This is a genomic window from Chryseobacterium sp. Marseille-Q3244, assembly GCF_940807095.1.
In the GTDB taxonomy this organism is placed as follows: Bacteria; Bacteroidota; Bacteroidia; order Flavobacteriales; family Weeksellaceae; genus Chryseobacterium.
Genome location: NZ_CALNWX010000014.1, coordinates 44134 through 70865, shown reverse-complemented (window position 1 = coordinate 70865; position 26732 = coordinate 44134). Strand labels below are relative to the sequence as shown.

Here is a 26732-nt window from a genome sequence, read left to right as displayed (position 1 = left end):
GCTTTAATAAATTCAAAAAATGCAAACAAATAAAATCATTTTTTTAAACATCCTTATAGTGCTATTGATAGGATGTAAAAAAGAAACAAATGCACAAAATAAGGATATCCTAGATAAGGTCAAAACTAAAAAAATTGAAGTACCTAAAACGAATTATTTAGAGAGTCTTCAATACAAATCGTTTGTTGTGAGTTGTGGTGGAGGTTGTGCAATGACTTATATAGCAAATAATGTCGAAAAAGAAAATTCTGTTTTTAAAGTGAAATTTACGGTTGAAATGTACACTAATGAACAGTTATCAGACACTTATAATGAAACTTACTTATTTTTCTATGATCAGACAGGTAAAATCAGTAAGATTATATTAGAAGGCACAAAAAATAATGCTTTAGAAACCCTACCTAGTGGAGCTCGGAGATCGTTTATAGAATTTAGTGAAAATTTAATTAAAACTTCTTCATCAGATAATAAAAATAAATCAGATGAAAATAAATTTATTGTGGAGAAGAACCCCAAAAAGTAAATTTACCATTTAGTTTTTATGAATATTTTAATGATGATTATTCTGAAAGCAAATATCCAAATTATGAACTCAAACCTTTTTTAATAGAATTTTTGAAGAACAATAGTTATGATGCTGAAACTTATAAAGGTCTTGTGATACATTCCGATGAAAACTTTTTATACCTACTTATTTCAATACTTCGGGGTGATTCTGAATATTTTGTTTTAGTAACAACCAAAAACAATGTAATTATTGATTACAAAGAGATAGGTTTAATAGGTGATGAAAACCCTATTACTTTCAAAATATTACCTAGTTTTATTATTGAAGAATATCAGGGTAATGGTCCTAATCTCAAAGCTTTTGAAAAACTCAAAATTAATGCAGCTGGTAAAATAGTCAAAGAATAATTGGTTCATTTGAATTGGTAAATAGAGGAAAATGAAAATAAATTTAAAGGTCTATATATTGTTGCACAAAAAAGAAAGCAGTCAAAGACAATTTTGTCTCAACTTTAAAAGATTATAAAAAACGTTAGAATGTAAGCTTTGTAAAATAAAAAAATAGAAATTCAAAAGAAGAGCAAGTAATATGAAAACTGTGAGAAATATTGAAACTAAAATTATTCAATAACATTTAAAATATTATGTATATAAAAATTTTGTTAAGCTTATCAGTTTTATCTTGTACTGATAAAAAGATAGATATTAATAATCACAAAACAGATAAAAAAGAAACCGTTCAGACTCAGATTAAAAAAAATGAGGATCATGATTTTTTAACACTAAATAATACATATAAATCAAAAGATATATTAAAATATACTTCTGATCATTCAAAATGGAAATCTTTTGAAGGAAAATGGATTTTATAAAGTATTAGTTAATGGTGGAAGATGACAATAAAATTTTTTTTTGGATAAAATGGTGTGATGAAAAAGGGAATTTAATTCTAAATTTATTTTATGATGCTTAATAAAATTCTGATTATTAAAAATTAATAAATGAAAGTAAATATTATTCTTATAAGCTATTTGATTTTTATCTTCTCTCGCTAGCGCGAGCATCTTGCTCGTGTCTGGAATAAAACTTTTTTAAGAGATTTTAAAGTGTTTTAAAACCCAAATATTGTGACGATAATTAAAGAAAGTTCTCAATAAAATACAAGGGTAGTTGCTATGGATATTAAAAGCAGATAGGAGAATTTTAAATATTGAAAGTATTAGAACAGAGGTTGATATTCATCAAAATTGGCTTGAGGCAGTTTCGTTATTGATCCATAGCATTGAAGTTTAGTAATGCTAGAAATTATTGTTATGATTAATGGTATTAGAATAGATGTAATTTTATAAATTTGGTTAATTATCGCGAACTGGAAGCTCGTAACAACTGAGGAAAACAGTACAGAAAGAACAATAAATGAACCCCTAATCTAGTTTGATCTATTTTTTCCAAATTAATGAGCTATAAATAATGAAATCTGACGATCAAACCTATCACAATTATAGACTGCCTGTTCCAAAAGAATTTGAGACAGTATTTTCTCATTTCTATTTTGCAGAGAACAATTCAAAGGACCCGGTAACGAAAACCCTGTTGCCATCCTTTCAGACTATTATGGTCTTCAATTTCGGTACTAAAGCCCGGCTGATTTCCAGTGTACAAAACGAAATTGAAATAGATAAGTGTATCGTACTTGGTCCCATAAAGTCTGCCTTTGAATATACCCTTACTCCCGGAGCTCAAATTTTAGTTGCTAATTTTAAAGATGATGCTTTTTATCGCTTTTTTGGTAAAGCATTTCTTTCTGACCATCTACCAACACATCCTGATGAAGCGATGGAAGAAAATTGTTTTACCTGTTTGTGGCATCACTTAAATGGCATCATAGGCATTTCAGATAAAGTAGATTTTATTCTTGATTTTTGCAGACCCTATTTAAAATTGCAGGACTCTACTTCCGCTTTGCTGGCTAATTTTAAAGATGATACCTTAAATCCAATCCAATCTATTGCAGAAGAAACCGGACAGACGGAAAGGAATATACAGTTGATGCACAAAAAACATTTTGGGTATAGTGCTAAAGAAGTCAGCCGGTACAAACGTTTTATAAAAGCAATCGGGAAAATACAACAGGTTCTTTTGTCATCGAAAAATGTGGACTGGTTTGAAATTGTAGATGAATGCGGATATTATGACCAAAGCCAGCTTATCCACGACTTTAAGCATTTCATCAATCTTTCTCCTAAACATTTTGTTAGGTTCCAACAAGATATTTGCCAAGCTTCAGCTGAATAGCCTTTTCGTTTTCTTACAATTTTCCCGTTTGTTAGCATCCTACTTTTGTTTTGTTCAATTACTTAAAAACAAAAAGAATGAAACATCTTATTATTTATGCCCATCCTAATGTGGCAAGTTTAAATCATCTATTTAAACAAACGGTTGAAGAAACGCTATTACAACAAAAACATGAGGTTGTAGTCAGGGATTTATACCAGCTTAATTTTGATCCGGTATTATCCCTTGAAGATATTAACGGGCAACGCAGAGGCATCGTTAACGAAGCAGTAAGAATTGAGCAGGAATACATAGCCTGGGCGGAAATTGTAACGTTTATTTATCCGATATGGTGGATGGGAATGCCGGGCATTATGAAAGGTTATATTGACCGGGTATTTAGCTATGGATTTGCCTATCGGTATGATAATGGTGTACAAAAAGGATTATTGACTGGCAAGGCAGCTTACATTATCAATTCGCATGGAAAATCAAAGACGGAATATCAGCAAATAGGAATGGATAATGCCTTAAAACTAACCTCAGATAAAGGCATATATTCGTATTGCGGCTTCGACATCAAGCAGCATTTCTTCTTTGACCGTGCCGACCGTGCAACAGTAGAGATTATAGAAACATGGAAAGCTGCAATAATTGATGCCTATTCCCTGAGCAAGTCTAATATTTCATTATTTTCGTAGATAAAAGGGGATATCTTATTAGCTTAATTAAACATTCAAATGCTGCATTTTAATAAACAATCAGGTTCTACATTTGCTCCTTTACGGTCGCAAAACTCCTTTTTAGGGCTCTGTTTGTATCCTCAGAATGCCTGCATAATAATGTTCTTATATTTTTGAAGAATTAAAATCTTCGTAGTATTTTGTAGCTAATATTATTTAATTATATTTGGAAATAAGAACGATATGTTCTAAAAAACTAACAAACTAATAAATAACTATGAAAAATTTAAAGAAAATTACAAGAGACAGTATGAAATCAATCAAAGGGGCTGGTCCAACTTATTGCAGAGTAGGATATATCTACAGATGTGATTCTATTTATGAATGTAATCCGGATATGGATATTTGGGATTGTGTTTGCGGGTGTGTTCCTGTTACCAAGATAGTATAATTGACATCTTTTACAGTTTATCTGTTTAAATAATCAAAATTAAGCCTTCTCTTTGAGAGGGCTTTTTTGTTATATTTGCCGGAAAATTAATAACGATGCCCATTCTAAAGATTCCTTAGGCTTATTTTATTTGAAAGATTCTGCCCCGGCATTTCCGCCATTGTCAATATGAAATTTAAAAATAACTATGAAATTAACGCTGAAAATATTGAAGTTTATTGGTAAACTTGTATTAGGAATTCTAATATTATTATTGTTTTCAGGGATATGTTACCGATTATTTAGTTCAAAACCAATTCCACCAGGTAAATTAGTTAATGTTAATGGAACCAACATTCATGTGAGAGTAGAAGGTGAGAAGAAATCGTTGCCTACCATTATTATTGAAGCTGGAGCACATAGCAATACAGATATGCTGCATTGGGTAGCAGAAGGTTTGAAAAACAAAACGAGAGTTATTCGGTATGATAGAGATGGAAAATGGTTTAGTGAATCGAGTAATAGTGATCGTATATCTCCTGAGTTCTATGCACATCAGCTTCACGAATTATTAGAGAAAATTGGCGAAAAACCACCTTACATTCTGGTTGGTCATTCTATGGGAGGGCCTTACAGCAGAATATTTAGGGATCTTTATCCAAATGAAGTCAAAGGAATCGTATTTATAGATTCAAGCCATCCTGAACAATGGAATCGCTTAGCACAAAAAGAATTGGTTCCTAAAGGGCAGGCAAAATTATTAAAAATAGGATCTATACTTGCAGATTTAGGTATTTTGGGTATTTATAACAAAACAATTGGTAAAACACCGTATCAAGGGGATGGTCTACCCAAAGAATTGTATGGCCGTTCACAATCGCTAACTTATAATTCTGGTGATGTTTATCGTATGTTTTTAAGAGAGAATGGTCTTACTAATGATGTACTGAAGCGTGCTGGTAAAGCAAAGGATTTAGATTCATTACCTGCGTTGGTATTTACTGCTACAGAACAGTATAAAGAATCCCAAAAAGAAAAATACAGAAAATCAGGAATTGACCCTGAAAAACAAGTTCAATTATGGTTTGACATGCAAAAAGAACTAAAAGAACTCTCTTCTAATGGAAAACAAATCATTATGAACGCAAGTCATAGTACTATCATTACAAAAAAAGAAAATGCAGATGCAATAAATAAAGAGATTCTTTTGCTATCTGAAAATATTGAAAAAAAATAGCCACTTTCCCCCAAAAGGATGTAAGTTATTGAGGTACAGGATAAGAAAAGTCTGTTTGATAAATAAGCAATCAGCTAAAATCAAAAAGAATTTTATTTTTAAGAATACTTTAACATAATGTTTATTTTTTAGGCACGAACATTGTTTATTTATATACCAATTACTAAATATAATATTATGAATAATTCAGATTACAACAAGGCAGAAAATGCAGTCGATCAAACGGAAAACACTTTAAAAAATGCAGCTGACAATGCGAAATGGAAGATCAGTGATTTAGCGGATAAAGCCAAAGATTATATTAATGAAAAAAGGAATGATGATCAGGAGGCAACCCAGGAAGACTGGTTGGAGAGAGTGAAATCAAACTTTTCAGATGCATGGGAGGATATTAAAGATAAGGCTGATGAAGCCTGGGAAAGTACAAAAGATGCAGCTGAAGATGTAAAGGCAGAATGGAGAAAAAAAACCAATTAATGTTAGTTTAATAAATGACCGGAATAAAATTTCCGGTCATTTTTTTTTGTTAATTATAGTTTATTTGTAATCTATTTTCTTTGGCTTGAGTGTTGAATTCTCAAAAAAGAAATGGTAATAAACAGAGAGCAGGATTTCTACTTTTATTTTGAGATCGTTATGTTTATTAAAAACTTTAATATAAAATTCTGCGGCCTTCAAGTTTTATCATTTCGCTATTTACCATCTTTTTTACAGTTCTGATCACGGTTTCAACCCTCAATCCGGTAAGATCAGCAATTTGCTGGCGGGTAAGTTCTATAGGAAAACAGTGCTGGCAGTCTCCATCATGATAGCTTTTAAGATACTCCAATAATCCTTTAAGCCTTTGAATAGGATCCGATGAAGCCATATTGCTAACCATTAAACTATTATAATATAGCCTTTGTGATAAACACATATTCATTTCAAGAGAAAGGTTAGGGTGAGTCTTAAGCATTTCTATGAAATTATTTTTAGGTGTCCTTATAATTTCTGTAGGCTGTAAACTTATGGCATTGGTAGGATAAAGCTTTTCGATAAATAGGAGGGGATCTCCAAAACTTTGATTTTTGCCTAAGATATTATGAATAAATTCTTTCCCATTTTCAGTAAATGTGTTCAGTTTTACTTTTCCGCTGATAATCTGAAAATAATATTGCGAATGTTCGCCTTCTTTAAAGATAAATTCTTTTGCCTTGTAAGTCATGTTTTCACCTCCGAATGAATAAAGCATTTTCTCATCGATATTCATACAACTTATTGTTTTTTTCATACTTATGATTTTTCTGGAAATTAGAAAAGATTTTTAAAATACGATAAATAATTTCAATCCTTATGCCATTCATGTTTTATTGAGAAAATGTGGTATGAAATCCTTATGCATAAACCTTTAAAGATTACTGTTTTTTCAAATATTGTGAGTATTTTTGAAGTTTAAATATCCGTAACTAATTATTGATTTTAACCTCTATGATTTTAATTGTTGATGACAACCAGAATAATCTTTACTCACTTCAAAAATTACTTGAATCTAAGGGGTTCCAGGTAGAAACAGCCGGTTCCGGTGAAGAAGCTCTTGGTAAGGCACTGAAAAATGATTATGCTTTAATTATTTTGGATGTTCAAATGCCTGATATGGACGGCTTTGAAGTTGCAGAAACACTTGCTGATTACAGCAAAACCAAAGATGTGCCCATTATATTTTTATCCGCTGTCAATACTGATAAAAAATTTATAACACAAGGCTATGCTTCCGGTGCGAAGGACTATGTAACCAAACCATTAGACCCCGAAATTCTTTTGCTTAAAGTAAAAACGTTCTATAACCTTCAGGAACAGAATATTGCTATGAAAAAAACACAGCAGAATCTGGAACTGGAAGTGAAAGGAAGACGGGAATCCCAAGTGACCATGAAATCCCAAATTGATCACTTCCATTTAATGCTGGAATCGCTTCCTCAGATTGCATTCACCCTTAATGAAGATGGGACGGTTGATTTTGTTAATGGTAAATGGTATCAGTATTCTGATGCTGAACCGAATTTCCCTGAAACACATCCCGATGATCATGATATCAAGGAAGAATTGGAACGATGCAGAAAAAAAGGAAAAGCACTGGAATTAGAGGTCAGAATTAAAAATATCGTTTCAGGTAATTACCGTTATCATTTACTGAGGATAACCCCGGTATATGATGAAAATCGTATTAAAAACTGGGTTGGAACATTTACTGATATTGACGATCAGAAAAAAGTAGAAAAGGAAAAAGATGAATTCTTAAGCATTGCAAGCCATGAATTAAAAACTCCTTTAACCAGTATTAAAGCATACGTTCAGTTATTGGAGAGAAAGCTTAAATTAGATAAAGAGAGTCCCGAAGCAGGATTTGTTACAAAAGTTCAGGGCCAGATTGATAAGCTGAATACACTCATTACAGATCTTCTGGATGTTTCGAAAATTGAAAATGGAAAACTGAAAATTAACAGAAAACCGATAAACCTGGAAAGTGTAATCAGTAATGCGGTTGAAACCATACAACAGACTCATGATGACCGCAAAGTAGAGATTTTGCGCCACGGAATAAAACCGGATATTTTAATTCCTTTGGATGAAATCCGTATCGAGCAAGTGCTCATTAACTTCCTGACAAACGCTATCAAATATTCCCCTAATAATAATCAGGTAATCGTTACCACTTTTGTAGATGAAGAAGCGCAGGAAGTAAGAGTTAATGTTACCGATTTTGGGATCGGAATTCCTGATTTTAAACAGGATGCGGTATTCAAAAAATTCTATCGTGTAGAAGAATCTTCACTTCAATTCCAGGGAATGGGAATCGGATTGTTTATATGCTCTGAAATCATCAAACAACATCATGGAAACGTTGGAGTTTCCAGTATCGTAGATGAAGGCTCTACATTTTATTTTACCCTGCCATTAAATTAAACTTCATGCCGAAAAAAATTATACGAAATCTACAATTTGGAATAGGTCTTTCACTTTTGATTTTAATCACCAGCTCAGTGGCTTCATACTGGAGTATCCAAAATCAAATGAATCACCGGGAGAGCCTTTCTAAAAGCAGACGTTCTGTGACAGCCGTTAAAGATATTCTGGTGGCCCTGCTGGATGCAGAAACAGGAAACAGAGGATATCAGCTTACCGGAAGGGAAGATTTTCTGGAGCCTTACAAGCGCGGAGTACGGGAGTATTCAGAATCTTTAGTACATGCCGAGTCATTAGGAGTAGAGGATAAAAATCAACAGGAAAGGCTTGCACGATTAAAAATTGCAGTCAATCAGGTGATGGATAATCTGAAAAATCTGGTAGAAAATAGGCGAAGAGGCATTATAATGACTCAGGAGCAGATCGTCACGGGTAAAGCTTACATGGATGAATGCCGTAAAATTGTAAAGGATTTTATACAGTATGAAGAAAGCCAGGTTGAAATCAAAAATAAAGATTTAACGCGCTCATCAGAAACAACGGTTATTTTTATCGTTTTTTCTGCAATAGCAGCAGTAGTGGTAACTGCATTTTTCTATTTTAAAATGCGGGCAGACCTTATCCGAAGAGATGAACTGGAAAAAATGCTACTTGATAAAGATCAGGAAATGACACGCCGCGTAAGTGCCATTCAAAAAATAGCGAATAGAGTAGCTAACGGTGATTACAGTGAGAAAGCAGTGGATAACTCGGAAGATGATCTGGGAGATCTTGTAGAATCACTCAATCATATGACGGAGTCGCTTAAAACATCTTTTGATAAAATTAATAAAAGTGACTGGCGTCAGAAGGGCCTTGCTTTGCTCAATGAATCCCTTGTCGGAAATAAATCGGTACAGGAAGTTTCCAATAAAGCTTTATATCAATTAATTGAGTATGGAAACTGCATCAATGGTTCATTGTACCTTTTTGATGAAGGCATTTTAAGGCTCAATAAAGCATTTGGTCTGGAAGCCAATATGAAAAGAACTTTTGAGCTGGGTGAAGGAATGGTAGGACAGGCCTTCATGAATGCTAAAACGCAGGTCTACAATAATCTTCATGAAGATGACTTTGTAGTAACCTTTGCCAGCAGTACCATTAAGATCTACGGTATCATTCTAATACCGGTTTTTGCAGATGGACATGCGATAGGAGTCATTGAGTTAGGATCTACTTCTAATTTTGATGAAGACAGAATCAACTATTTTGAAGAATGCTGCATCAATATAGGAATAGCCCTGAATGCCGCGAAAGGAAGAGAAAAAGAACAGCAGTTACTGGAAGAAACCCAGGCGCAGTCTGAAGAATTACAAGTGCAGCATTCTGAACTTGAAAACCTTAATACTGAATTGGAAGCACAGACCCAGAAACTTCAAGCCTCAGAAGAAGAGTTGAAGGTACAACAGGAAGAGCTGATGCAAGCCAACGCAGAACTGGAAGAGCGTTCAAGATTGCTGGAAGAAAAGAATCATTTAATAGCCGAGCGTAATAATGAAATTCAGAAAAAGGTAGAGGAGCTGGCACTCAGCACTAAATATAAGTCTGAATTTTTAGCCAATATGTCTCATGAATTGCGTACACCTCTTAATTCAATCCTTCTTTTATCGCGTTTAATGGCAGAAAATCCGGATGAAAACCTTAATGAAGATCAGGTGGAATCTGCTAAAGTTATTCAAAGTTCAGGAACCAGTTTATTAACATTAATAGATGAAATTCTTGATCTGGCAAAAATAGAATCCGGTAAAATGACCCTTGAATACCAGGAAGTAGTCGTTGAAGAAATTGTGAAAGATCTGAAAAGTCTTTTCAGTCCAGTATTTCAGGAGAAAGACCTTCCATTTCATATCCAGATAGATTCAAACGTACAGAAAGCTATTGAAAGTGATCGTCTTAGAATTGATCAGGTATTAAGAAACCTGTTGTCTAATGCTTTAAAGTTTACAACAAAAGGGAGCATTGATTTACATATCAAAAAGCATTCTGAAAAAGATAATTTTATTATATTTTCAGTAAAAGATACTGGTGTAGGAATAGCCGAGGAGAAACAAAAAATTATCTTTGAAGCTTTCCAGCAGGCTGATGGATCTACAAAAAGAAAATTTGGAGGTACCGGTCTGGGGCTTTCAATAAGCCGTGAAATTGCAAGACTTTTGGGAGGTGAGCTTGTTCTGAAAAGTGAACTGAATAAAGGAAGTGAATTCAGTTTCATTATTCCTGTACATCCGGTAATTGAAATTGTTCACTCTGAAACAGATCAGGATCTGGTAGAAATCATCCGTGAAGATGTTGAAGAAATTCAAAACATTCTTGATGAAGGGGAAGTGGTTCTGTTGAACAACTTGGAAATTCCTGAAGATGTGGAGGATGACAGAGAGAATATTCAGGAAGGAGATAAGATTATTCTTATTATTGAAGATGATACCAATTTTGCAAAAGCATTATTGAAGTATGCCCATTTGCAGAATTATAAGGGCGTGGTGGTTGTAAGGGGAGATTATGGTCTTTCAGCTGCTCAGAAGTATCACCCACATGCGATTTTATTGGATGTTCAACTTCCGGTAAAAGATGGATGGGAAGTAATGGACGAATTGAAAGCCGATCCTCATGTAAGACATATCCCTGTACATATGATGTCTGCTCTGCATGTGAAAAAAGAAAGCCTTATGAAAGGGGCTGTTGACTTTATCAATAAGCCTGTAGCTCTGGATAAAATGACTGATGTATTCAGAAAAATTGAAGAGGCATTACAAAAAGGGCCTCAAAAAGTTTTAATTGTTGAGGAAAATGCCAAACATGCCAGCGCATTATCCTATTTTCTGAGTAATTTTAATATTTCCTTATCGGTTGAAAATAATGTGGAAGACAGCGTAAAAGCACTGACTTCCGATCTTGTTGATTGTGTTATTCTGGACATTGAAAGTGCCAAAGGAAATGATTATCATATCATTGAATCAATTAAAAGTTATGAGGGGCTGGAAAATCTGCCGATCATTATTTTTACTGAGCATCATTTATCCAAAGAAGAAGAGCTTAAAATAAAACAATATGCAGATTCTATTGTTGTAAAAACAGCACATTCTTATCAGAGAATCTTGGATGAAGTAGGTTTATTCTTACATTTGGTGGAAGAAAAAAACAGTTCGGCTGAAAGTAATACAGGCAGGATGTTGGGCTCCTTAACAGAAGTTCTGAGTGGTAAAAAAGTACTCATTACTGATGATGATGTTCGAAATATTTTTTCTTTAACCAAAGCACTGGAAAAATATAAGGTTGAAGTAATTGTTGCCATGGACGGAAAGCATGCTCTTGAGCAAATTGACCACAATCCTGATGTAGACGTTATTTTGATGGATATGATGATGCCTGAAATGGATGGCTATGAAACAATAAAGGAAATACGAAAAATGCCGGCATTTAAAAGACTGCCTATTATAGCTATTACGGCCAAATCAATGATTGGAGAACGTGAAAAATGTATTACAGCAGGAGCTTCGGACTATATCTCAAAGCCTGTAGATATTGATCAGTTATTATCACTCCTTCGTGTTTGGTTGTATGAAAGTTAAACAGATAAAATTCTGATGGATAAGAAAATCTTAATTGTGGATGATGACCCACGCAATATATTTGCATTGAAGCTAACCCTTAAAGCCCGTGGATATGCAGTTGAATCCTGTACAATGGCCCAGGAAGCCCTGGAAATTCTGAAGTCCCACCCTCAGTTTTCTGTTGTTCTTATGGACATGATGATGCCGGGAATAGATGGCTATGAAGCTGTAAGAATGATAAGAAATACCCAGGAAATAAAACATATTCCGGTGATTGCTGTCACTGCACAGGCAATGCCTGAAGACCGACAGAAATGTTTGGAAGCAGGAGCTGATGAGTATGTATCGAAACCAATTGATGTGGATCTTTTAATAATGGGAATAGAAAAACTTTCATAGATGCTGGAACCAAGTATCGTAAAAGATGAAGAAATAGAATATCTCATCAGAGATGTTTATGATATGTATGGCTATGACTTTTCCGGTTATAGCAGGGCTTCATTTAAAAGAAGGGTAAACCGTATATGCCTTTTAGACAGGTTTACCAGTTTTGCGGAGCTCAGGTATACGATTATGAATGATGCTGAGTACTTAAAACGTTTTGTAGAAGAAGTAACCGTGAATGTTACGGAAATGTTCAGAGATCCTTCATTTTTTAAAACACTGCGAGAGAAAATACTGCCTCAGTTAGGTACCTATCCCTTAATCAGAATATGGATTGCGGGGTGCTCAACTGGTGAAGAAGCGTATTCTATAGCCATTCTGCTGAAAGAAGCAGGTCTTTATAATAAATCTCTGATTTATGGTACCGATTTGAATCCTGCTGTTCTTGAAACAGCCAGAGCTGGTGTTTTTCCTTTGCAGCAGATGAAACTGTACTCTGAAAACTATATACTTTCCGGCGGAATAAAAGATTTTTCTGATTATTATACTGCCAATTATGATAGTGTAAGGTTTGATAAAAGCTTACAGGAAAAATTGATTTTATCAACCCACAACCTTGTGTCAGATAGTTCATTTAATAGTTTTCAGTTAATTGTCTGCAGAAATGTGTTGATTTATTTTGATAGAGAACTTCAGGAAAGGGTATTCAGGCTTTTTGATAACAGCTTGGAAAATTTAGGTTTTCTAGCACTTGGAGCAAAAGAAACCCTTAGATTTTCTACTATTGACAAAAATTATCATCAGGTAGAAGACCAGAAAATCTGGAAAAAAATTGATCACCATTAATAATTGCTGCAATGAAATCACAAACCAATACAGAATTAATTGTTATCGGAGGGTCGGCAGGAAGTTTACAGGTCATTATAGAGATGATCAAAAATCTGGACAATAAGATCCCTGCTCCCATCCTGCTTGTGATACACCGTAAGGCTCAATCAGGTGATGTTTTACGCACTTTACTGCAACAGTTTACAAAAATACCTGTGATAGAAGTTGAGGATAAAACTGAAGTTAATGATAATACAATATATATTGTTCCTGCTGATTATCATTTGCTGTTTGAGAATAATAAAAATATGTCACTAGACAGCTCTGAAAAAATGAATTACTCCCGTCCTTCTATAGATGTCACGCTCAGGTCGGCTGCAGAAATTTACAGAGAAAATATGATTGGTATCCTTTTGTCCGGAGCCAATGCTGATGGAGTAGAAGGATTGAAGTATGTTAAAAAGTACAATGGAAAGGTTTGGATTCAGGATCCGGAAACAGCAGAAGTGGATTATATGCCAAAACATGCCATAGAAGAAATTGATTATGATTTAATTATCACGCCTAGAAGTTTAGCGAGTTGGATAAATCAATTATAAATATTCAGAATAAAATAATCTAAATAATATGAGTAAAAAGAAGATTTTAATTTTTGATGATGATACTGCTATTTTAGAAGTAATCACCATCATATTTGAAGAAAACGGATATGAGGTTAAAATATCAGAAACATCACACGATATCCTTGAGAAAGTGACAGACTATCAGCCGGATGTTATTCTGATGGATAACTGGATTCCAAAAATCGGAGGTGTGGAAGCCACAAAACTTCTCAAAAGCACCGAAGCATTTAAGCATATTCCTGTAATTTATGTTACGGCCAATAATGATATTGTTGCTTTAGCATCGGAAGCACAAGCGGATGATTATGTTTCAAAGCCTTTTAACCTTGATGATCTTGAAGAAATGGTTGCAAAACATATTAAAGAAAAGGTATAAAAAATATCAATGATTAATCCATGAAATCTCTCAATGTTTTGAGAGATTTTTTATGTCCTCTATGGCTGCAGTAAGCTGGCTTTTCGTTAAAGAACAAGTGTTGATATCCTGAATTAAAGAAGCTAATAACAGGTAAAGCGATGGATTTTCCAAAACACTATCCGAAAAAGTTTTAGCTAAAATTAATTTTTTTGAGACAATATTTTGTACAACCACATATTCATTGTTGACATTAACATCTATATTCAACTCCTTTTTAATAATTAAATTGAAGTATTCATCAATTATTTTTTTATCGCTGTTTAAATGTAATGGTTCGGTTTCTATTCGGTCCATGACAACTATTTTACTTAATTATTTTTAAACAAGTTTTATGCCGTAGATAACATTTTAGGGATCCTAAATAGGGAAATTATGTTCTTTAAATTACTGCAAAACTTATACTCTTTTGTTCAATAAAGCCAGGTTGTATGTCATTTCTGTATGTCATTTTAAGTGAACTGAAAAAAAGGGCAAAATTCTACGTGTATAGCTGCTCTAAATACTGTAAATAATTATAATCTAGAATTAGGTATATTTGTAAACTATTTTAAAGAAAATGGATTACAGGCTTATTAAAGATTTTATCGACTTACTTCAGGAATTTGAAACAGAAATTCGTGTCTGTCCCGGTTTGTATCCGGAAACTATTCAAGGGGTTAAAGCATGGATTTCTGATAAGGAGAATGCCGGGAAAGAAGATCATTCTGAAGAGCCTTATTGGGAAGGGAAGGAGAATGGAAGAACACCGGAAAGTGCCATAAGTACATTGCTTGTCCATCTTAACCGATATGCGAAAACTTACTCAAAGTCTGCCATATCAGATTCTGAATTTTCTACTCAGGAAGATTTCATTTATCTAATTAATCTGAAGGTTTTTGGAGAGATGTCCAAGATGGCTCTGATCAAGAAAAATATTCAGGATAAACCGGTAGGGATGCTTATTATTGCAAGATTGTTACGTCAGGGGCTTATTGAACAGACAGATTCTGATTTGGACAAACGCAGTAAATTAATCCGTATTTCTGAAAGAGGACTGATTATTTTAGAAAAACAAATGGAGAAAATTCGTCAGGCTACTAACATTGTTGCAGGAAATCTTAACCACAAAGAAAAGATGGATCTTATACGTATTCTTAATAAGCTAGATCGGTTTCATTATCCCATTTTTTCACGAAACATCCATGCTGACCAGCTTATCAATACAGTGTATGATGAGTATACATTTCTACGAAACTAATTCAGTTAGTCATATCAACTTCGGTATTGCAAAATAATCATTAGGTAATTTAGAAAATATGGCTATTATCATGATGAGATGAGAGCTCTCGTACTATAAATGGAATATTATTATAGTTCTTTTCCTTTAAGTGCGAAGAAAAGGTTTTGTATTTGATGTACATATTTTACTTCAAAAGAAATCCCGTTATTTAGACAAGCGATCACTGAAAAATCACCGTTTTTATTCCATAATTGAAACCCTTCTCGCTCAAAAGTATGGAGTGTGTCTTCACTTTCCGATATTGGTTTAAACCCTAAATGATTAATCCATCTTTTAGTTATTGGAATAGGTACATAGCAGTCTGGATCTATATCGTTAATATATATCAGATCTCCTAGGTTGTAAAGCTGATATACATATTCAATATTTTCATCTTTTTATCCATTATAAAATTTCCCAGTCGTAATTCGTTTGTATCCATAATGAGTACAAATATATAATATAGTAAATCTGTCACAGTTTTTTAATGGAAAATAAACGGAAAATGTATTTTCCGCTGTGCTATAGGTTGTTCTTTTATACCTATATAAACAAATAAAGTCTACCCTGAAATTACTCAAGGCAGACTCATATATGAGATAAGTAGATTTCTTATTTTGGATAAACGGTTGCGATAAATTGCTTATCTGTAGGAGATAAAACAGTATTGTTACCAACAGAGAACCCATTTGTGGTCAGTGTTGAGCTGATGCTATAGTGCATAATTGATAGTTTATCGTAAGCACTATATTGTGTTTGTGACGTTGAATATTTTGCAAAAAGGTTATTATCCACCTGAGCTTGAGTCCAGTAGTTTGGAGCCCCTGCATAATAGGCATATACTTTTGGCTTATCCCATGGAATAGCAGCTAAAGGGTGCTGATGCTCATGAATCATTCCCAGAGCATGACCGAATTCATGAATGGTTGTTCTGCTAAACTCTGCATCACTTGTTGAGTCATTAAACCAACCGAAGTTCATTGTTTCTTTATTGGAAGCTATACTAAGAGCATCTTTTCCTATATATGAATAAGACCCTGCATTAGCGGTAAAAGTAACGCGGATCTGTGCTGTTCCACTGGTAATAAAATTGAATTTGATGTTGGCATATTGGGACCATTCATTAGCATATTGCATTACTTTATTACGAACTTTAGTGGTTCCGCCATTAAGACTTACAGTGATTACACTGCCATTCGGCCATTTTTTACTGGTAACAACTGCTCCTTTTGAAGCTGTTCCTGGAGAATATTCCTGTCCGGGAAGATAAACATCTTTACACATGTGTGTGTTTTCGAAGCCTGCGGGGATATCTGCCGGGGATATGGCTTGCAGCATGGAGATTCCTGGTTCTTGTGGGTTTTTTTCTTCTATGTTGTCATTTGTAGTATTACATGATACTATAGCCATTGAAATAAATGATCCTAATAAGATCTTCTTGTGTAATTCCATAATACTGATATTTTTATGTTGGTTTGTTTTTTACAAGTAGAAGAAATAAATAATCCATTTTGTGTGAATTAAAACTATGATAAAAAACAAGATTCTCTCAAATTTTCTTTTGTAAATTAAAATTTTAGGACGTCTACACAGGTACTACATTGAGCTGTGTTGCCTTTCAATAAAGGGATGTAGTTGATGCGAAATTATGCGTTTTAATTTTAAAGGTTCTCGTTTTGACATCATTATTAAGTGAATTAAACCAAATATGGGGTTATTTCGAGTGTGAAATTCTCTAAATTAATTCCGTTTTCTTGTGTTTTTGTCAAGTGAAATTGATATTTGTTAGTTTAAGTGTAATGTTGTTTCGTCGCTGCTCACCGTCTGTTGTTCCAATACAATAAAATTCTTTCAAGGACACATTCCCAACCTACAAAACCAAAGCCTGATTTTCCAAACTGTCCTAAAAAGATCGCCGGAAAGAACAGCGATGATCCGAAAAGGAAATTATAAGTACTGAATTTGTTAATAGAATAGGAGAGAAATGATATTCCTCAAAGTGGACATAATCATATTCTTAAAGATTATTTTTTGAAATAATCCTTCCATATCTCTGATGCTTACAAGAATGAAAGGTATATGCATAAAAAAATCCTCGAATGACTTCGAGGATAAAAACTAATAACCATGAAAACTCAAATTAAACATGAGAATCGGGTGCAAATTTAAAACAAAATAAGTTATTGGGCAATTGGAGTTATCAATAAGTTATATTGTGAATTTCGTTTGCTTTTTAAGAAAATAAGTTGAAGGAGAAAAAAGAGATAGGAGAAGGAGGGAATCAAACCCAAAATGGAATTAGAGAACCAGGACTTGTTCTCATTTTTTGAAAAGTCTCATGAAGAATTATCGAGCATAAATAGGGCCTGGAAGTTTTTAAAAGCTTCCAGGCTTATTGTATCATAGTCTCAAAATGATCTAAGTGGTAAAATTCTGTGAATTCTACAGTGATGTCATCATTGGAAACGTTCGTAAACAGTCCCATGAAGAATATAAATTGATAAGATTGACTCAAACAGATAGAGAGTCAATGAAAAATCAATTGCAAAAATTATTAATTAAGATTATAGTTTGTAATCACCAGGCTCAATATAAAATGTACATAATTCTGATCCGTTTCCTGTCTGTTAATCAGCTTGTTTTTATATTCGTAAGAATTTAATGCCTGTGTTAATTTCTGATAAGTCTCAAAATTGTCATCTTTAATTTTCACTCTTATATTGCCATCTTTCCTGTTAATGAGTTGATTATCTAAGGTTCTTACTTTAAATAAAACGTTAGATAATTTCGGACGGAAATTCATTGCCCCGATATATCTTTCAACAATATTGATTTTGAATGTATCAAATATGATGTTGTGAAAAACAATTTTAGAGTTAGGCTCCTGAGTATTGAGCTCGAGCTTATAATTCATTATAATTTAAATTTTAGTAAAAATTAGGCTTAATTATACCAATAATAAAGCCTTGTTAATAGATCATTCCCATAATCAGAATAACACATAATCCGTTATTGGAATTAATGAGTAAAGATAAAGTATTTTATTGATAAAAAAGTATGAGAAGATTAAATATAATGGATTTATGATGACATGTTGTAGGTAATGAAGTCGCGAAATAGGTTACTGTACGGTCATTTGAAAATTATTTTTAGGATTTAAATATTTCAACTGGAAGAAAATATTTAAATTTATAGGTCTCTACTGCATTTCCAAAACATTCAAAAAACTAATAAAAAAATTGAAGAAAACATTAAGTACAATGCTTGTCATTTTAGCAGGCTTAAAATTATGTGCACAAAATACCTATATATTTTTTGGGTCATTTAATCATGATAAAGAAACCGAAGGAATTTACGTATATGAATTAGATACCCTCAAAGGAAAACTATTAAAAGTAACATCCGCTAAAGGGGTCTTAAATCCATCATTTCTGACATTGTCTACAGATGGGAAATATGTTTTTGCCTGTACAGAGAGTAAAACGAAAAATGCAGGAAGTGTGAGCAGTTTTGAGTTTAATCCAGAGAAAAAATCTCTTATTTTTATCAATAGCCAGAAGAGTGGTGGAGAAAATCCCGTTTATCTTACAGTTCATAAGAGCGGAAAATGGTTGATTAATGGAAATTATACCGAAGGAAGTACTTCTGTTTATCCCATTTCAGAAAATGGATGGATACAACCGAAAGTTCAGAATTTTCAATTTTCAGAAGGAAGTGTAAATCCGGACAGACAGGATCGGGCTCATATTCATTCAACAGTTTTTTCTCCTGATTTTAAGTATGTATTTTTACCGGATCTGGGAGCCGATAAAATCAGAACCTATAAATTTGAAGCCGATAAAAAAGAACCATTGACAGAAGCTGAAAAGTCTTTCACGTCAACCCCTTTAGGGAGTGGACCAAGGCATTTTACTTTTCATCCCAATGGAAAATTTGGCTATTGTATTGAAGAAATGGGTGGTGCCGTAAGTGTTTATCAGTATAATAACGGAAAACTGGAACCTATTCAGAGAATCAATACCCATTCCGATCAGTTTAAAAATGACTTTGAAAGTTCAGATATTCATATTTCTCCGGATGGACGCTATCTGTATGCTTCAAACCGAGGAAAGGAAAATAACATAGCCATATTTTCAATTTTGAATGACGGGACATTGAAAACGGTAGGGTATCAATCTACAAAAGGAAATCATCCAAGAACTTTTACGATTGACAGCACCGGAAAGTTTTTAATTGTAGCTCATCCGGTAAGCGGAACTGCCGTTGTCTTTAAGCGGAATTCAGAAACAGGATTACTGAAAAAAGTAGGCAGGAAAGTGAAATTGAACGGAGTTTCTACCGTTCAGATTAGAAAATATTAATGCCGAATGAATTGAAATTTAAAGTGATGAATTTCAATAATGAGGAATAGATTTTGCTGTTGTAATACTAATTTTATGACGTTTAATTAACTTTTACACCATGTCTGAAATTGCATTAAAAAGAGTATATGAAACTCCTTCTCCTCATGATGGCTATCGGGTTCTTGTAGACCGTTTATGGCCTCGTGGACTGACTAAAGAAGAAGCAGATATTGATGAATGGAACAAAGATCTTGCGCCTTCTTCCGAATTGAGAAAATGGTTTCATCATGATCCTGAACGATGGAAAGAATTTTCAGAAAAATATCTGAAAGAGCTCCATGAAAATAAGCCTGGAAAGGAGTTTCTGGAACAGCATAAAGGCCAGGAAAAGATCACATTGGTATATGCCGCAAAAGACGAAGAACATTGTCATCCCCTTATTTTAAAAAGTTATTTAGAAAGCCTGAAGTAAATTAACGTTGCCTATCCTGAGTGAAACGCCTCTGCCATCCTTTATAATATTTTCAAGAGCATAACTTCGAAATTCCTGTTTGAAAAATAAAATAACAAGCAATAAATAAAAAAAAGCAGAGATCAATTCTCTGCTTTTTCTTTTTTTACGGCCTGATTCATAATAAGAATGATTCCCAATAGAAAAATAGCAATGATAAGGTATCGCCAGGAAAGATCCTTTTGTTCCGTTACTGTTCCACTTACGGAAATAATAAAGCTGGTGACTGAAGTGATAACATAAACCAGTCCGCCCATCAATCCGCCGGCTGTTCCTGCATTTTTAGGAAAATACAGCATACTTGTTGTAAAAAACGAAGTAAATAAAACGCCCGAACAGATATGAATAAAAAAGGCAAAAGGAATCATTATATAAAGACTCTCTGCAAAGTAGCTGGTGGTTATTAATCCTGCAATTAATATCAGTTGAAGGATAATAGGCAATAAAATTCTCGATTTAAAATCCAAACCAAGTCTGCGTTTTCCTATAAAGCCTCCTATCATCCATGAAAATCCTAAAATCAGGGTACAATATCCAATCACTACAGGGGTAAAGTGGAATGTATTTTCAATAATGAAAGGGCCGGTAATATTGAAGAGCATCACAATAGAGTAGCTTAATCCCAGAATAATGATTCCGAGCATGAAGATTTTGTTTTTAAGCATCATGGAATATAGGCTAATATTCTCTGAAAGATCCAGTTTCTTTTTTTGCGGAAGACTTTCACCGCTGAAGAACCATTCGAACAGAAATAAAAATCCTGCATAAAAAGCAAGGAAATAAAAGTTAGCATGCCAGTTGAAAAGCTTTTCAAGATAACCTCCAAGGAAAGGAGCCAGGATAGGACCACAAGACCAGGCAATCGTAAAGTAACTCAGATAATGTTTTACCCGTTCAGCATCATAAATATCTACAAAAATAGCACGTGTAGCTACAACAAGTACGGAAACAGCAATCCCTTGAAGAATACGGAGTAAGCAAATTAATAAAATGCTGTTGGTCATGGTAATGAAAATACTGCTCAGGATTAAAACTAATAAAGCAAGTAATTTAGGACGATAACGACCGATGCTGTCCAGAATTGCCCCTACAAATAATTGAGAAATTCCGTAACTCAGCAGATAAGAAGTTAAAGTGATCTGTATATCTTTTTCTGAAACCATCATTTCCTTGGCCATAGAAGGGAAGGATGGCAGGTAAATATCAGTAACAAACCCCGAAAGCGGGATAGACACAAAGGCCATAATGGTTATTAATCTGATGCGTTTCTCAGATGCTTCTCTCAACATATTCATTCATTTTTTACCATGCAAAAATACTTCAAGAATAGAAAATTGAGTTTTAAAAGACAAAGTAAAAATTACAAAATTCAAATATTTAAAAAGAGTTCTTAAATTTTAATGGCGAAGTCTCGGCATGCTTTTTAAAGAAATTATTAAAATGGGAAGGCTGTTCAAAACCAAGAGTGTAGCCAACCTGGGCAATGTCCCAATTCGTGTATTTCAGAAGATTTTTAGATTCCTCAAATATTTTTTCTTTAATAATTTGAGTGGTCGTGAGGCTTGTAACCGATTTTACAGATGAATTCAAATGGTTGACATGTATATTCAGATGATCTGCAAAATCAGAAGCAGTTTTTAAAGCTAGAGGATAAGCTGGTGAATCCAGAGGAAACTGTTTGTTCAGGAGTTCATCAAACAATCTGTACAGTCGGACATTGGCAGGAAGCTCATTAAGACTTACATCCTCCACACGGTTTTCCAGGGCAAGGTGTAAAACAGAGGCAAGATTGCTTTTAATACCACTGCAGCGAAAAGGGTAGGTAGAATGGTTCAGTTTGTACATCTGCTCAAAATATAGAGTAGCCAACTGAATCTGTTCCTCATTTAAAAATATAAACGGTTTGCTCCATTCCTTAAATAACGAAGTCTTTTTAAACAAGTTAAATTCTGAATTTACATTAAAAAATTCCTGATTGAACAAACAGGAAAACCCTTCCTGAAAATCATCTTCACATTCCCAGGTGTAAGGAATATTGGGAGATGGGAAGAAGAGTGCCGGGCGGTCAACATAGAGAGTATGAGTTCCGTAATGGGCTGTTCCTTTTCCTATGATAAAGCAGATTTTGTAATAATCACGCCGGTTATAAGGGCTTTTAAAACTGCAATATTTTCTCGGAATGATGTTGAAATGGGTTTTTCCGGTCTCAAGATCTGCATCAGATATTTCGAGAATATTTCTGCGGGTACGTTTGTAGTAGTCTTTTATGGTTTCCAGTTGATCGCTCATTGTTCCAGAATTATAAAAATCAAAGATAGGCAAATCTTTGGTTTTTAAGATTTGCCTTCAATAGTTTTTATGAGTGGTATTGATCGAAGATCTATTAATTCTTACTGATGTTCATTTCTAAAAGATAAGAAGGAAGCTGGAATGGAGCTGTTTTTGCATTTTCTTTAATAATAAAACCAGACTCTTTTAAAAATTCCAATAAAGGATCTTCTGCAAAGATGTTGGTCCAGATGATATCTGTAAAAGAGGCTGCGGCTTTGCATTTCTTCCATAGGGATTCACGAGTCTCAGTACTGTTATACTCCTGAAGAATTACAAAATGAAGCTCTGTAAGTCTTTTATCTTCAGGTGAGCCGGGATATCCTGAACCACTTTTTAGAATACCATATCCTACAGGTTGCTCATCTGCATATGTGATAATAAGCTGATTAGACAGGTTGTTGAGTTCATTAATCATTTTCCTTGGGTCCCAATTTTCTATATAGTACCTGATCTCTTCTTCTGAAATAAGGTCTTTATAAGTAGTGCTTACATAAGATTTGATAATTATAAAAAGATCATCAACACCCTCGTCTGAACCTATGGTAAATTTTGATATGATTTTCATTCTTTTTTCTTCAAAATTATGAGATTAATCAATTCAGAAAGGATACAGATGGCTAAAATGTTACCGGTACAGATCTTAATTTTGTAAATTTGTTCGGTACAGATTGCGATAAAATAATGAAAACCTATAAATACGAAGCTTTTACAAGAATTATTGAAGAACAGATCCGTGATGGAATTTTACAGAGTGGTGATAAGCTGCCATCTATCCGTGAAATAAAAGAAAGATACCATCAGAGTATAAGCTCAGTGCAAAGCGGTTTCGAATATTTAATGATTAAAGGTTTGATTGAAAGCCGCCCACGCTCAGGCTATTTTGTAGCTGAGAAAAGAGATGAGAATATTCCTGAGGCCAGAATGAAGCTTTCTCCTGTTATTCGTGATGAGGAATTTATGAAGAATATACTGCTGACTTCCAAAAGAATTTCAGAATCGAGTTCTTTCAATACAGCAATACCTGATGATCTTTTGATTCCACAAAAACTGATTCTAAGAACCATGCAGGAAGTGATCCGGGAAAAAGGAGCTTCTCTGCTGAGATATTACCCTTCTAATGGGCTTGAAGGACTGAGAAAACAGATCGCTAAGCAAATGGCAATATATGGCTGCAGTTTCAATTCTGATGAACTGATTATTACAGACGGTGCTTTGCAGGCGCTCACAATTGCATTAAGTTCTGTAACCAAGGCAGGTGATGTTGTTGCAGTAGATAGTCCGTGTGTATTTTCCATTTTGGAGGTTATTGCCAATCTGGATTTGAAGGTTATTGAGATCCCTGTTCATTACCGAAGTGGCTTTGATACAGAATATTTCAGGAAAGTTTGTGCCGAAAATGAAATTCGGGCTCTTATCGTTACCCCGAATTTTCATAATCCAACCGGAATCAGGATGAGTGATGAAACCAAAAAGGATTTATTGGAAATCGCAGAAGATTATCAGGTGTGTATTATCGAAAACGATATGTATTCTGACCTTTATTTTGAGGAAAAGAGACCATCCAGTATTAAAAGTTTTGATGAAAAAGGATGGGTAATGACCTATTCTTCATTTTCAAAGACATTGGCTCCCGGGATTCGGTTAGGCTGGCTGTGTGCCGGGCAATTTTATGCAAGAGCAGAAAGAGCAAAATTTGCCCTGGGTCGGTCAGTATCTCCTATTTATCAGGAATTGATACTGAGGCTTTTACAGGAGAATAGCTATGAAAGACATTTGCGGTCATTTCGTAAAAAGCTCAATCAACAGGCTATTCAGTTACTTGAAGTCCTGAGAAAATCATTTCCGGAAGGAGCCTATTTCCATAGACCTCAAGGTGGGTACAGTATTTGGGCACAAATGCCGGAAAACATGGATATGAAGAAATTTTATAAGTATTGTGAATCAAAGAATATTTTATTTACACCTGGAAGCATATTTTCCCTTAGCGATAGATACGATCATCACTTCAGAGTGGTTTTTGCAGAAAGAATAACTCCTGAAAGTCTTCATCTATTAAATAGAACGGGAATGAAAGCTTGTGAATTTATTCTAAGTGGAAACTAAGGCGGAGACGATTTATTAAAAGAGAAAACTATTTTTCGGGGAGATTGAGATCCATATTTTATTTAGTCAGATATTTGATATTCTTGTTCTTATCAACTTCTAATTGAGGAATTGTATCCGTTGTAGGAAAAGAAAAGCCATCGATCCATTTTTCTTTCTTAAGATCAATATCTTCACCGCCTATCATATGTTTCTGAAAGAAATAAGAGATATCCTGCTCCAGATATTTCTGAACAAGGTCAAGGAAAAGCTCATCCGTAAACTTTACACTTTTCTCAGTACAGGTTTTCAGAAGCTCCCGCATCAGGTCGTCTAGAGATTTTTGGTAATTGGTTTTCAACATAATTTGATTATCCAGCCAGAAGGCAAAAATAGCCCCTCGTCTATAGGGAACCTTTTCTATATTTCTACTTTTCCAGAAGTCATCTTTTATTTTGTAATTAGGAATGTTTTTTTCAGGATTCTTCCAATGGCTTTTAATGATTTCGGTGTTAAAAAGCTTTTGCCATTCCTCCATTGAGATATCTTTTATTCTCAATCTGTTTTTGTAGGTATAATAATCAGTAAAACCCTCACTGAACCAATAATTGAGCTCTTCGTGCTTATTTTGAATTTTATTTCCAATCCATTCATGCATTAATTCATGATGAAAAAGGTACAGGTATGAATTCTTGTTATTGAAAGGATTATTGGTTCCCTGGATCATAAATGCATTTTTAATAGCAGAACCTGTAGTACTGTATCCTTTATACAGGCTGTCTTTTTGGGAAACAGTGGGTGTCATGGTAATGGTAAAGTAATCCTGATCGTAGTCTTGCCAGAAATCCCTTTGAGATTGTACGGCTTTCTTAAGATTGGAAAATAAAAAATCATCTGTAAAACCGTTGTTCCATTCGCCCCTCAAGGCAAAATAAATAGGTTTATCATGTACTTTAAAATTGTAAAACCTGTAATCACCACCTATAAAAAGAGAGTTATAAAAGCCGTCCCAAAGAGTTGTTTTGATTTTCTGTTTGTGAATTTGAGAGGCAAAATTATTATGAAGTTTAAACTTTTCCGGAAAATTGATCCATTCAACAGAGAATTCAAATTCTACCTCATCAGGCGTTTTCGTGAAAGAGAATGGAACCATGAAAAGATTCTTTCCTAAAACATGAAAGAACGTGTTATTGATTCTTGGGCGGTTGAATATCTTATAATTAGGATCTGTAAAATCTTGCTTGATGTGATAAATTAGGGAAAATTCAGTTCCTTTTTTCTTTTGGATCTTAATCTTATTGCTTTCAGGGGTAATTTCAAAGGTAATATCAGGGTTTTCTTCCTTTACTATTGCCAGGTTTTTAAAAAGGTCTTTCTCGCCCCAGCTTTCATTAGCATAATAAAAGGATAAAGTATCAGACGCTTTTTTCAACTTATAATCTACCCGTACTTTTAAACCATTCTTTGCAAGGTTTCCATCATAATAAACTTTATAGCTAATCTTGTTTTGTGAAAAGGCAAATAATGGCAATATAAGCGTTAGGAAAAATATTTTTCTGAACATGGATTAAGTCGTTTTTTCCAAATTTAATATAAATATCCAAAACAGAAGACAATCCATGATGTGTTTTGAAAAAATAAGGCAAGTGCTAAACCTTTTAAATTTTGTTGTCATTATAATTAAGATTTTGAAGAAAAACGAAGGAAAGAATTGTGGGAGATATTTGACTTACCAAGGATTTCAAGAGGTTTTTTATGAGAATTGAAGGTCAAAAATCGATAAAAATCGGTTCAAGGGTAGAAATATGTTAAAAATTCAGTGATTTTGCCCAAACTTTTTTCTTTGCTACTAGGCTGGAATCACCATAAAACCTATATTTGCAGCCTAAATTTTTAAATATAATGAAAGAACTAATTGAAAAAATCAACGCAGAATTTGAAGCGTTCACAACTGAGGCAAACCAACAAGCGGAAAAAGGAAACAAAGCAGCTGGTACAAGAGCTCGTAAATCAGCTTTAGAACTAAGCAAATTGTTCAAGGATTTCAGAAAAGTTTCTGTAGAAGAATCTAAGAAGTAATTCAACCTTTAGCCGGCTTTTGTAGCCGGTTTTTTTTTACCCATAGCGCAATCAGTTTCTCAGGATTGCCATGATTTCTCAAAGCGTCAAAAGTTCCGATCTTAAATGAATTTGAAAAGCCGAAAATAAATTCATGTCTATTGATTTCGTTTTTAGCCTCAAATATTAAATTTTTCATTGTAGAATGGTTATCATCTGTATAATTTGTATT

Annotated in this window: 28 protein-coding genes; 19 read left to right on the top strand and 9 right to left on the bottom strand. The window is 33.9% G+C overall.

Annotation, left to right across the window (positions count from 1 at the left end; all coding sequences use genetic code 11):
• The first annotated feature begins 19 nt into the window (after positions 1 to 19).
• From NBX25_RS19690 to NBX25_RS19655, 8 genes are all read left to right on the top strand, one after another.
• On the top strand, positions 20 to 523 hold the full coding sequence (locus NBX25_RS19690) for a hypothetical protein (protein ID WP_250255115.1): 504 nt from the start codon (positions 20 to 22) through the stop codon (positions 521 to 523).
• Positions 524 to 615: 92 nt separating this feature from the next.
• Positions 616 to 915 (top strand): hypothetical protein, encoded by a 300-nt coding sequence (locus NBX25_RS19685; RefSeq protein WP_250255114.1) that lies wholly within the window; start codon positions 616 to 618, stop codon positions 913 to 915.
• A 236-nt stretch (positions 916 to 1151) separates the two neighbouring features.
• The gene (locus tag NBX25_RS19680; RefSeq protein ID WP_250255113.1) at positions 1152 to 1379 is read left to right on the top strand and encodes a hypothetical protein; all 228 of its coding nucleotides are present in this window, start codon (positions 1152 to 1154) and stop codon (positions 1377 to 1379) included.
• A 598-nt stretch (positions 1380 to 1977) separates the two neighbouring features.
• Positions 1978 to 2802 carry a helix-turn-helix domain-containing protein gene (locus NBX25_RS19675; protein ID WP_250255112.1) on the top strand — a complete coding sequence of 275 codons (825 nt, stop codon included), beginning with the start codon at positions 1978 to 1980 and terminating at the stop codon, positions 2800 to 2802.
• A 77-nt stretch (positions 2803 to 2879) separates the two neighbouring features.
• Positions 2880 to 3482 carry an NAD(P)H-dependent oxidoreductase gene (locus NBX25_RS19670; protein ID WP_250255111.1) on the top strand — a complete coding sequence of 201 codons (603 nt, stop codon included), beginning with the start codon at positions 2880 to 2882 and terminating at the stop codon, positions 3480 to 3482.
• A gap of 259 nt (positions 3483 to 3741) precedes the next feature.
• Positions 3742 to 3915: a bacteriocin-like protein gene (locus NBX25_RS19665; RefSeq protein ID WP_164464479.1), complete on the top strand. Its 174-nt coding sequence runs from the start codon at positions 3742 to 3744 to the stop codon at positions 3913 to 3915.
• A 187-nt stretch (positions 3916 to 4102) separates the two neighbouring features.
• Entirely contained in the window at positions 4103 to 5131 is a 1029-nt protein-coding gene (locus tag NBX25_RS19660) for an alpha/beta fold hydrolase (protein WP_250255110.1), read from the top strand.
• Between the two features lie 177 nt (positions 5132 to 5308).
• Positions 5309 to 5608, top strand: a complete 300-nt coding sequence (locus tag NBX25_RS19655) for a hypothetical protein (RefSeq protein WP_123911126.1) — start codon at positions 5309 to 5311, stop codon at positions 5606 to 5608.
• Positions 5609 to 5783: 175 nt separating this feature from the next.
• Here NBX25_RS19655 and NBX25_RS19650 read toward each other — a convergent pair whose 3' ends face one another.
• Positions 5784 to 6401 carry a Crp/Fnr family transcriptional regulator gene (locus tag NBX25_RS19650; protein ID WP_228412788.1) on the bottom strand — a complete coding sequence of 206 codons (618 nt, stop codon included), beginning with the start codon at positions 6399 to 6401 and terminating at the stop codon, positions 5784 to 5786.
• Positions 6402 to 6598: 197 nt separating this feature from the next.
• Between NBX25_RS19650 and NBX25_RS19645 the strand changes: the two genes are divergently transcribed.
• From NBX25_RS19645 to NBX25_RS19620, 6 genes are read left to right on the top strand one after another with little or no spacing between them, the layout of a single operon-like run.
• Positions 6599 to 8074: a hybrid sensor histidine kinase/response regulator gene (locus NBX25_RS19645; protein ID WP_250255109.1), complete on the top strand. Its 1476-nt coding sequence runs from the start codon at positions 6599 to 6601 to the stop codon at positions 8072 to 8074.
• 5 nt (positions 8075 to 8079) lie between these two features.
• Entirely contained in the window at positions 8080 to 11682 is a 3603-nt protein-coding gene (locus tag NBX25_RS19640; protein WP_250255108.1) for a response regulator, read from the top strand.
• 15 nt (positions 11683 to 11697) lie between these two features.
• Complete coding sequence (locus NBX25_RS19635; RefSeq protein WP_250255107.1) at positions 11698 to 12063, top strand: response regulator; 366 nt, start codon at positions 11698 to 11700, stop codon at positions 12061 to 12063.
• Complete coding sequence (locus NBX25_RS19630; RefSeq protein ID WP_123911130.1) at positions 12064 to 12894, top strand: CheR family methyltransferase; 831 nt, start codon at positions 12064 to 12066, stop codon at positions 12892 to 12894.
• Positions 12895 to 12905: 11 nt separating this feature from the next.
• Complete coding sequence (locus tag NBX25_RS19625; protein ID WP_123911131.1) at positions 12906 to 13475, top strand: chemotaxis protein CheB; 570 nt, start codon at positions 12906 to 12908, stop codon at positions 13473 to 13475.
• Positions 13476 to 13503: 28 nt separating this feature from the next.
• On the top strand, positions 13504 to 13875 hold the full coding sequence (locus tag NBX25_RS19620; RefSeq protein WP_123911132.1) for a response regulator: 372 nt from the start codon (positions 13504 to 13506) through the stop codon (positions 13873 to 13875).
• 30 nt (positions 13876 to 13905) lie between these two features.
• Here the strand turns inward: NBX25_RS19620 and NBX25_RS19615 are convergent, their stop codons facing one another.
• Positions 13906 to 14211 (bottom strand): hypothetical protein, encoded by a 306-nt coding sequence (locus tag NBX25_RS19615; RefSeq protein WP_123911133.1) that lies wholly within the window; start codon positions 14209 to 14211, stop codon positions 13906 to 13908.
• A gap of 262 nt (positions 14212 to 14473) precedes the next feature.
• Here NBX25_RS19615 and NBX25_RS19610 point away from each other — a divergent pair, with 262 nt between their 5' ends.
• Positions 14474 to 15154 (top strand): MarR family winged helix-turn-helix transcriptional regulator, encoded by a 681-nt coding sequence (locus tag NBX25_RS19610; protein ID WP_250255106.1) that lies wholly within the window; start codon positions 14474 to 14476, stop codon positions 15152 to 15154.
• A gap of 633 nt (positions 15155 to 15787) precedes the next feature.
• Here the strand turns inward: NBX25_RS19610 and NBX25_RS19605 are convergent.
• Both NBX25_RS19605 and NBX25_RS19600 read right to left on the bottom strand, forming a co-directional pair.
• Positions 15788 to 16627: a M12 family metallopeptidase gene (locus NBX25_RS19605; RefSeq protein ID WP_250255105.1), complete on the bottom strand. Its 840-nt coding sequence runs from the start codon at positions 16625 to 16627 to the stop codon at positions 15788 to 15790.
• A 1102-nt stretch (positions 16628 to 17729) separates the two neighbouring features.
• Positions 17730 to 18089 carry a prevent-host-death protein gene (locus tag NBX25_RS19600; protein WP_123856238.1) on the bottom strand — a complete coding sequence of 120 codons (360 nt, stop codon included), beginning with the start codon at positions 18087 to 18089 and terminating at the stop codon, positions 17730 to 17732.
• Between the two features lie 325 nt (positions 18090 to 18414).
• On the opposite strand from NBX25_RS19600, the gene NBX25_RS19595 reads away from it, so the two are divergent.
• Entirely contained in the window at positions 18415 to 19536 is a 1122-nt protein-coding gene (locus NBX25_RS19595; protein ID WP_502799795.1) for a lactonase family protein, read from the top strand.
• Between the two features lie 100 nt (positions 19537 to 19636).
• A complete protein-coding gene (locus NBX25_RS19590) occupies positions 19637 to 19990 on the top strand; it encodes a DUF488 domain-containing protein (protein ID WP_123911137.1) in 354 nt (117 codons plus the stop codon).
• A 122-nt stretch (positions 19991 to 20112) separates the two neighbouring features.
• Here NBX25_RS19590 and NBX25_RS19585 read toward each other — a convergent pair whose 3' ends face one another.
• The 3 genes from NBX25_RS19585 to NBX25_RS19575 all read right to left on the bottom strand — a co-directional run bounded on the left by NBX25_RS19585 (position 20113) and on the right by NBX25_RS19575 (position 22925).
• Entirely contained in the window at positions 20113 to 21318 is a 1206-nt protein-coding gene (locus NBX25_RS19585) for an MFS transporter (RefSeq protein WP_250255104.1), read from the bottom strand.
• A gap of 88 nt (positions 21319 to 21406) precedes the next feature.
• A complete protein-coding gene (locus NBX25_RS19580) occupies positions 21407 to 22318 on the bottom strand; it encodes a helix-turn-helix domain-containing protein (RefSeq protein ID WP_250255103.1) in 912 nt (303 codons plus the stop codon).
• Positions 22319 to 22412: 94 nt separating this feature from the next.
• Positions 22413 to 22925 carry a hypothetical protein gene (locus NBX25_RS19575; RefSeq protein WP_250255102.1) on the bottom strand — a complete coding sequence of 171 codons (513 nt, stop codon included), beginning with the start codon at positions 22923 to 22925 and terminating at the stop codon, positions 22413 to 22415.
• Between the two features lie 116 nt (positions 22926 to 23041).
• Between NBX25_RS19575 and NBX25_RS19570 the strand changes: the two genes are divergently transcribed.
• Entirely contained in the window at positions 23042 to 24463 is a 1422-nt protein-coding gene (locus NBX25_RS19570; protein ID WP_250255101.1) for an aminotransferase-like domain-containing protein, read from the top strand.
• 58 nt (positions 24464 to 24521) lie between these two features.
• On the opposite strand, the gene NBX25_RS19565 is transcribed toward NBX25_RS19570, so the two are convergent.
• Positions 24522 to 26006, bottom strand: a complete 1485-nt coding sequence (locus NBX25_RS19565) for a M1 family aminopeptidase (protein WP_250255100.1) — start codon at positions 26004 to 26006, stop codon at positions 24522 to 24524.
• Positions 26007 to 26344: 338 nt separating this feature from the next.
• Between NBX25_RS19565 and NBX25_RS19560 the strand changes: the two genes are divergently transcribed.
• Positions 26345 to 26521 carry a BF3379 family histone-like protein gene (locus NBX25_RS19560; RefSeq protein ID WP_034684091.1) on the top strand — a complete coding sequence of 59 codons (177 nt, stop codon included), beginning with the start codon at positions 26345 to 26347 and terminating at the stop codon, positions 26519 to 26521.
• Between the two features lies 1 nt (position 26522).
• Here the strand turns inward: NBX25_RS19560 and NBX25_RS19555 are convergent, their stop codons facing one another.
• Positions 26523 to 26699: a hypothetical protein gene (locus NBX25_RS19555; protein ID WP_250255099.1), complete on the bottom strand. Its 177-nt coding sequence runs from the start codon at positions 26697 to 26699 to the stop codon at positions 26523 to 26525.
• Positions 26700 to 26732 lie beyond the last annotated feature (33 nt).